Source organism: Streptomyces otsuchiensis, from assembly GCF_004305975.1.
GTDB lineage: Bacteria > Actinomycetota > Actinomycetes > Streptomycetales > Streptomycetaceae > Streptomyces > Streptomyces otsuchiensis.
The window spans coordinates 20280-27053 of the sequence record NZ_BHZI01000038.1; the positions used below are offsets into that span (position 1 = coordinate 20280).

At 73.6% G+C, this 6774-nt stretch carries 5 protein-coding genes; 3 read left to right on the plus strand and 2 right to left on the minus strand.

Annotated elements, in window-relative coordinates:
- Window positions 1-21 precede the first annotated feature (21 nt).
- A complete protein-coding gene (locus E0D90_RS06090) occupies window positions 22-1380 on the minus strand; it encodes a DUF6461 domain-containing protein (RefSeq protein WP_130796891.1) in 1359 nt (452 codons plus the stop codon).
- A gap of 252 nt (window positions 1381-1632) precedes the next feature.
- Between E0D90_RS06090 and E0D90_RS06095 the strand changes: the two genes are divergently transcribed.
- Together E0D90_RS06095 and E0D90_RS06100 are read left to right on the plus strand one after the other, a co-directional pair.
- Window positions 1633-2736: a peptidoglycan-binding protein gene (locus tag E0D90_RS06095; protein ID WP_130796892.1), complete on the plus strand. Its 1104-nt coding sequence runs from the start codon at window positions 1633-1635 to the stop codon at window positions 2734-2736.
- Window positions 2737-2840: 104 nt separating this feature from the next.
- Entirely contained in the window at window positions 2841-3149 is a 309-nt protein-coding gene (locus tag E0D90_RS06100) for a hypothetical protein (protein ID WP_103501491.1), read from the plus strand.
- 85 nt (window positions 3150-3234) lie between these two features.
- On the opposite strand, the gene E0D90_RS06105 is transcribed toward E0D90_RS06100, so the two are convergent.
- Window positions 3235-3702 (minus strand): ATP-binding protein, encoded by a 468-nt coding sequence (locus E0D90_RS06105; protein ID WP_130796893.1) that lies wholly within the window; start codon window positions 3700-3702, stop codon window positions 3235-3237.
- 566 nt (window positions 3703-4268) lie between these two features.
- Between E0D90_RS06105 and E0D90_RS06110 the strand changes: the two genes are divergently transcribed.
- A complete protein-coding gene (locus E0D90_RS06110; protein WP_130796894.1) occupies window positions 4269-6728 on the plus strand; it encodes a LamG domain-containing protein in 2460 nt (819 codons plus the stop codon).
- The last annotated feature ends 46 nt before the right edge of the window (window positions 6729-6774 follow it).

Below are 6774 nucleotides of genomic sequence, written 5' to 3' on the forward strand. Positions count from 1 at the left end.
CGAGCCCCGGCGAAACCTCGCTCAGCGGGCCGTGGCGATCCAGACGCGGCCGGGCGCGCGGACGTGGGCGGGGGTGGGGCGGACGCGTGCGACCCGGCACATCAGCTCCAGGCTGTCCACCTCCTGGTCCTCGTCCTCGTGCTCTTCGTCCTCGTCCAGGTCCTCCTCCCAGCCGTCGGCGACGTGGAAGGGCCGGTGGGCGAGGTTCCTCTCGGCGAGCTGGTCGTGCCCCATCTCCCGAAGCGCGGGCGCGATGACCGCCGGCTCGGGGTCGCCGATCCCCGGCTCCCCGAACGTCTCGTCCTGGTAGCCGGCCAGGGTCTGCCCGTCGCGGCTGACCATGAACCGCTCGTCGCCCATGACGCTGTAGACCGTCACCGCGACAGCGCCCACCGACAGCGCGGGAAGCCGCCACGCCGCCCAGCCGGAGTGCTCCACCAGCAGGGTGTGCGGCCCCAGGGGGAAGGCGATGGCGGCGCTGTCGTGGCCGGACCGGTCCTCGAAGCTGGTGCGCCGGAACAGCTGCTGCTGGGTGGCGGTCGTGATCTCCTCCGGCTCCGCGCCCAGGCGGGTCAGCACGGTGTCGGGAGCGGTGTCGCGCACGACGGTGACGCAGTACCAGTCATCGAGTCCCAGCTCCTCCGCCCAGGCGTCTTCGTACCCGCCCGACTCCTCCACCGGCAGCGGCTGGTCCGGCAGCACCGCGGTCTCCTCCGCGGTCCTCTCCCCGCCGACGCCGTCCGCGGGGTCGATGTCGCCGCGGCTCAGACCCCACACCACGCGGTCGGCCGCGTCCACCAGCACCAGCTCCCAGCCGGAGCCCCGCTCGTCGTCGAGGAACCGCCAGGTCAGCCAGGTCCCGGGACGGTCCAGACGGCGCGACTCGGAGACCACGAGGCTGGTCGAGCCGAGCGGCATGCCGCGGTGGTCCGCCCGCTCCTCGCGGAGCTCGCCGGTCAGGCTCACCGTGGCGCTGCGGCGGCCGTCCTCCCACTGTATGCACCGGCCGTCGCCCAGTTCCGCGAACGGCGCCCGGTCACCGAGGACCACGGTCTCCACCGGCCCGTGCACCAGGCTGTGCACCGCGACGTCGCCGCTGCGGCAGATCAGGGCGTCGCCGTCGTCGGTCACGCGCAGCGAGTCGATCTGCCGGGGGGCCGGGAGAGGCCGGCGCCAGAGTTCCTCCTCTCCCCGCTGGACGACCAGATCGCCCGCGAGCTCCAGCGAAAGCCTGCCCGGTGCGCCGGCCCGCCACGTCGTGGTGCCCGCCGCGTCGACGACTACGGCGCGGCCTTCGTGGTCATAGGTCAGGGACCAGGTCCCGGACGGTGAGCTGACCGGTGCTTCGAGATGCTCGTGGGCATCCAGGCGGGAGGACATGTCGGATCTCCGTAATCGTTCGCCACAGGGGTAGTTGGGAGAATGTCAGCCGACACTGACAGCGGTCCCGGCGCGGTCGCCCACGTCGTCGGCATGTCGCGGGCCCGCCGGCCGGCGCCGTCCTCCGGCCAAGCGTCCGCGCTCTCCGCGGGACGCCGCCGGGGTGCCCACGTTGGCCGGTGAGCACCTGCTCGCCACCGGGAGCCATGTGGCATCATCACACCGCCGTCGAACGTCAAGGGGGAGGACGTCATGGGCCGGGAACCGTCCTGCGCCGGAGGCCGCCACAGTGCGGGCCACGGGGAGCGGCTTTGCGGCTGCACGGCCGGCCGGGACGGCCGGGACGGTCCGGAGAACCGGCACGGCCAGAGCCACGCGGGCGACGACCTCGGTACGGTCGCCCTGCCCCGCGCGGAAGCGGCCCCGAGTCCCGAGGCGTCGGCACAACGCCCCATCCAGCCTCTGCTCCCTCCCGAGCGCGGACCCGACCCCGGTGACCTGGCGATGTTCTCCAGCACGGCCCGCCTGCCCGGCGTCAGCGCCGCCCCTCCGGAGCACGCCGGCCCGCCCGCCGACGCCGGACCCACGGGCACCGGTGCACCGCCGGAGCCCGGAGGGCACGACCTGGAGCAGGCCGTCGTCCTGGAACGCCCGCGCCGCGGGAAGCACCGCCGACGGGCCCGGAGCACCCTGCTGGCCGGCGGCGCGGTCGCCGTGGCGGTCGGTGCCACGGCCGTGGCCGTCTCCCTGCTCGGCGGCAGGACCGGCGAGGGTGACGCACGGCTGGACGCCGACCCCGGGCCGAGCATCGCGCTCCCCGACGGCGACACCGTCTCCGGCGACGAGGACGACACGGAGGACGAGGCCGACGAGCAGGCGCCCGCACCCGATGACGACGGCGTCGCGGACGACGCCGCGCTGCCCGAGAGCGGCGCCCCCGAGCCCCCCGGCCGGCCTGGCCCCGACGAGGAACGGGAGCGCGCCGGTGTCCCGGACCGTTCCGCCCCGCCGCGGGAGTCCGGCGGGCCCCGCGCGAGCGATACCGCCCCGTCCGACGACACCGCTCCTCCCGCCCCACCGGAGTCCGAAACCCCGCAGGAGGACCGGACGACCCCGCCGGAGACGGTGCTCGGCCCCGGCGACGAGGGCCCCGAGGTCCGGGCCCTCCAGGAACGCCTCAACGAGCTGGGCGACCACTTCCGGGTGGAGGTCACCGGCGTGTACGACCAGGCCACCTTCGACAGCGTCGCCCGGTTCCAGGAGTGGTACGGCGTCTGGGAGCGTGAGGAACGCGGCGTCTACTGCACCGTCACCCAGGAGCGGCTGGCCACCGCGGGCACGTCGCCCTCGGGCTGACCGGGAGCGCGCCGTCCGGGAGCGTGCTGTTCGGGTGCGCGGTGTCCGGGGGAGAGTGCCGTCCGCGAGCGCGCCTGTCCGAGGCAGGGCCTACGCTGGCGGGCATGAGTGAGCAGAGCGATTGGCGGGAGCTCCAGGTGGCCCTGCGCACGGCCTCCGACATCGCCTTCGACCAGGAGATGCCGACGGGCGAACAGGCGGACGTGCTGGTGGACGCCCTGCGCCGCGCCCAGGCGGCCGCGCTCGCGCTCAGCGCCGGTCCGGGGGCGACCGGCTGCCGCGTGCATCCGCAGGGCGCGGTCGATCCTCTCCACGGTGACAAGGAGGACCCGCTGCCGCCGGGGTGGGGCAAGTGCCTCCTGTGCAATGACCGCCGGCGCCGGGCGGCGACCAACCGGCGCGGGGTGCGCTGAGCCACAGAGCCGCAACCACGGTCACAGCCGACGGCACCGGCGCGTCACCGCCGCGGGCCGTGCGAGGTGATCCGGAGCGGCGGGCTCAGCCCGTCACGCGCAGTTCGAACCAGACGGACTTGCCCAGGGGCAGCAGATCCACGCCCCAGCGGTCCGACACATGGTTCACCAGGCACAGCCCGCGCCCGGTCGGCTCCAGCGCCCCGACGGGCAGGAGGCAGGGCAGCGAGCGTGAGGGGTCACGGACCTCGACGCGAACCCATCCGCGCCGACGCCTGATCCGCAGGGAGAACGTCTGGGCGCCCGCGTGCTGGAGCACGTTGTTGACCAGCTCCGAGACCAGCAGCACCGCGTTGTCGGTCAGTTCGGCACCGAGCATCCAGCGGCTGTGCAGGTGAACGCGGGTCAGCCGGCGTGCCGCCGAGGCGGCCTCCGGCCGGTTCGGCAGCCGAACTTCCTGCGCCGTGGCATCGCATCTCAAGTCCCTTGCGGCGCTGATGAGTTCGTGATCGGTATCTACTCCTCGACGGGAGCCGCTCGCGGTGACTGCCATGGCTCCATCATGGCGTGCATATGCCGAGTGCGTGGTCCTTTCTTGTGCAAATTCACTGCTCCGATGCCCCGTCACCACCCGGCGCACGCGGGCGCGAAGGGGGCGCACGTTGCGCACTACCCTCGTGACCAGCGGTAATCACCGCCCCTGTGGCATTCGCCCAGGACCGGGCGTTGCGACCCGCTCCAGCCTTAAGGTTCCCTTAATGTGGCGCCTCGCGGGACTTGCGCGCATGCGTACATGAAATTGCGCGATGGCGCCGGTCCTCGCGCCCCCTCGCGGAGCATGCCCCGTAACCGGACCGCTGTGTTCCGCCATGGGTCCCCGGCTGCCCTGCTTGGCGTCCGATGCTGTTCGCTGACGGCGGATCAGATACCAGGTGGTCGTGAAATGATCACATCTGGGCCTCCTGGCATGGATGTCCTGGTCCGAACTGTCTGCTTTCTGGTGAATCGCCGGGCGGAAAGCCCCTGCTCAACGTAGTGGACGACGTGCGCGGGGTCACCGTATTCTCCTTCGGTCCCTCACATGTGAGGGCGACCGGATGCTCTGGGGAGGAGCGGGGGATGGCTCGACGAATACGCCTGTCCGGCCTGCGTGCGACGGCCGTGGCGGGTGTGTGCGCGGTGGCGCTGCTGGTGGGGGTGGTTCCCGCGACGGCGGTCGCGCCGGCGCAGACGACGGCGTCGTTCACGGGCCGGATCGCCGCGGCACCGGCGCCGCCGCAGATCTCCTCGGACCGCTTCCCCGAGAGCGACCCGGGGGATCCACTGGACGGCTGGCACCAGGGCGCGGGTCACTACGGCACGTTCACGTTCACCTCCGGCGACGACGAGGTCACCCGTTACCGGTACGGCGTCAACAACGACCCGCACCCCGCCAACGTGGTTCCGACCGTGGCGGGCGCCTCCCGGAGTGTTCAGGTGCTGCCCGACCGCCCCGGGGTCCACCGGGTCACCGCTCAGGCGATCAACGCCTCCGGCCGGGTCTCCGCGCCGGCCACCTACTTCTTCAGGGTGGGCGCCGGCGAACAGCCCCGCGCCCTCTGGGCGTTCGACGACGACGCGGGCGCCGAGCACGCGCTGCCCGAGACTCCCGTCCACGAGGCCACCCTGCACGGCGGCGCCACCCCGGGCGTCCCCGGCGCGGTCGGTGGCGCGCTCGAACTCGACGGCGCCACCGGATACGCCGCCCGCACGGGACATGTCGTCGACACCGGAAGACCGTTCACGGTGGCGGCCTGGGCCAGGCTCGACGCTTCACGCGACGACGCGTCGGTGGTCCTCCAGCAGTCGGGCCGGCACGCCACGGGCTTCATGCTCCACCACGTCGGCGACTCCGGCCGGTGGGCCTTCTCCCGGAGCGTCGGCGACACCGCCGGCAGCGCGCTGGACACCGTCCTCGCCGAGGTGCCGTCCACCGTGGGGGAGTGGGTCCACCTCGTCGGGTCCTACGACGGGACCCGGCTGCGGCTCTTCGTCGACGGCCGACTCGCCGGTGAGACCCCGCACACCTCGGGCTGGACCGCGCAGGGCTCGTTCCGGATCGGGGCGGAACGCGACGGGGCAGCCGTCACCGGCCACTTCCCCGGCGCCATCGACGAGGTGCGGCTCTTCGACTACGCGATGGTCGCCGAGGCCGACGGGGTCGACCGTCTCCACGACGGCCGGCGCGTCGAACAGGCGCCCGGACGGCCGGCGCTCTCCGTGTTCGCTCTCGACGAGTCCGCCGGCGCCTCCACCGTCACCGGTCGTGGCGACGCCCGCCCGGCGGTCTTCCACGGCGGGGTGACCACGGGAGTGCCCGGCATGGCGGGTACGGCCGCCGCCTTCAACGGCGTGGACGGCTACGCCCGCACCGCGGCGGGTCCCGTCGACACCGCGGGGGACTTCGCGATCTCCGCCTGGGCGCGGCTGGACAAGGACCTGGTCGACGGCTCGGCCGTGGTCGCCACGCACGCGGGGGAGCACGCCCCGGGGCCGGAGCTCTCCTACTCCGTCTCGGCGGACCGCTGGAGCTTCGGCCACCGCGCCAGCGACGCGCCCGGCGCGGCCGGGGTCTCGGCGACGCAGCCGGACGGGGTGCGGGCCCAGGACGGTCGGTGGGTGCACCTCACCGGAGTGCACGACTCCGTCGAGGAGACCCTGACCCTCCACGTCAACGGCCGCCAGGCGGGCAGTGTCCCGTACACGGGCGCGTGGACCGCGCGGGGCCCGTTCCTGATCGGGGCCGGTGGCCTCGACGGCGACCTCCGGGGGTACTTCCCCGGTGAGATCGACGACCTGCGGATCCACGGGCGTGTCCTCGGTGGTGAGGAGATCGAACGGCTGGCCGCGCGGGCGCCCGTCCTGGCCGGCCACTGGCCGTTCGACGACGGTGCGGCTGCCACGCCCGACGTGTCGCCGTTCGCCAACGACCTCGCCCTGCACGGCGGCACCGCGTTCGGCGAGGGCTGGTGGGCCGGTGCGCTGCTGCTCGACGGTGCGGACGGCCACGCCCGGACCACCGTGGTACCGATCGACACCTCCGACAGTTTCACGGTCGCGGCCTGGGCCCGTCTGGACCGGGCCCCGGACGGCCCGGTGACCCTGCTCAGTCTGGCGGGTGCGGAGCGGGACGCGATGGTGATCCGGGTCGTGCCGGATCCGGAGGAACCGGACTGGGGTCTGTGGCAGGTCACCCTCGCCTCGGAGGACTCGCCGGACGCCATCTCGGTCACCGTCGAGCACGGCCACTGGATCCACACCGGCAGCTGGCACCACATCGCCGTGGTGTACGACGCCGCGACCCAGCGGGCGGAGCTCTACCTGGACGAGTGGCTGATGGAGGTTGTCTGCGACGAGGACGACGGGCCGGAGTGCGTGCCCGCCGCCAGCTGGGCGGACGGGGTGTTCCCCTTCGCGGCCGAGGACTCCCTGCAGGTCGGCCGGGCGCGTACGTCCGACGGCTGGGGTGAGTACTGGCCGGGGGCGGTCGACGATCTCCACGTCTTCCAGGGGACGCTCGGCCGGCTGCAGTTCCCGTAGAACTGCCCGGAGCGGTCGCCGTCATGGGGTCGCGTCGGGGCGGGAG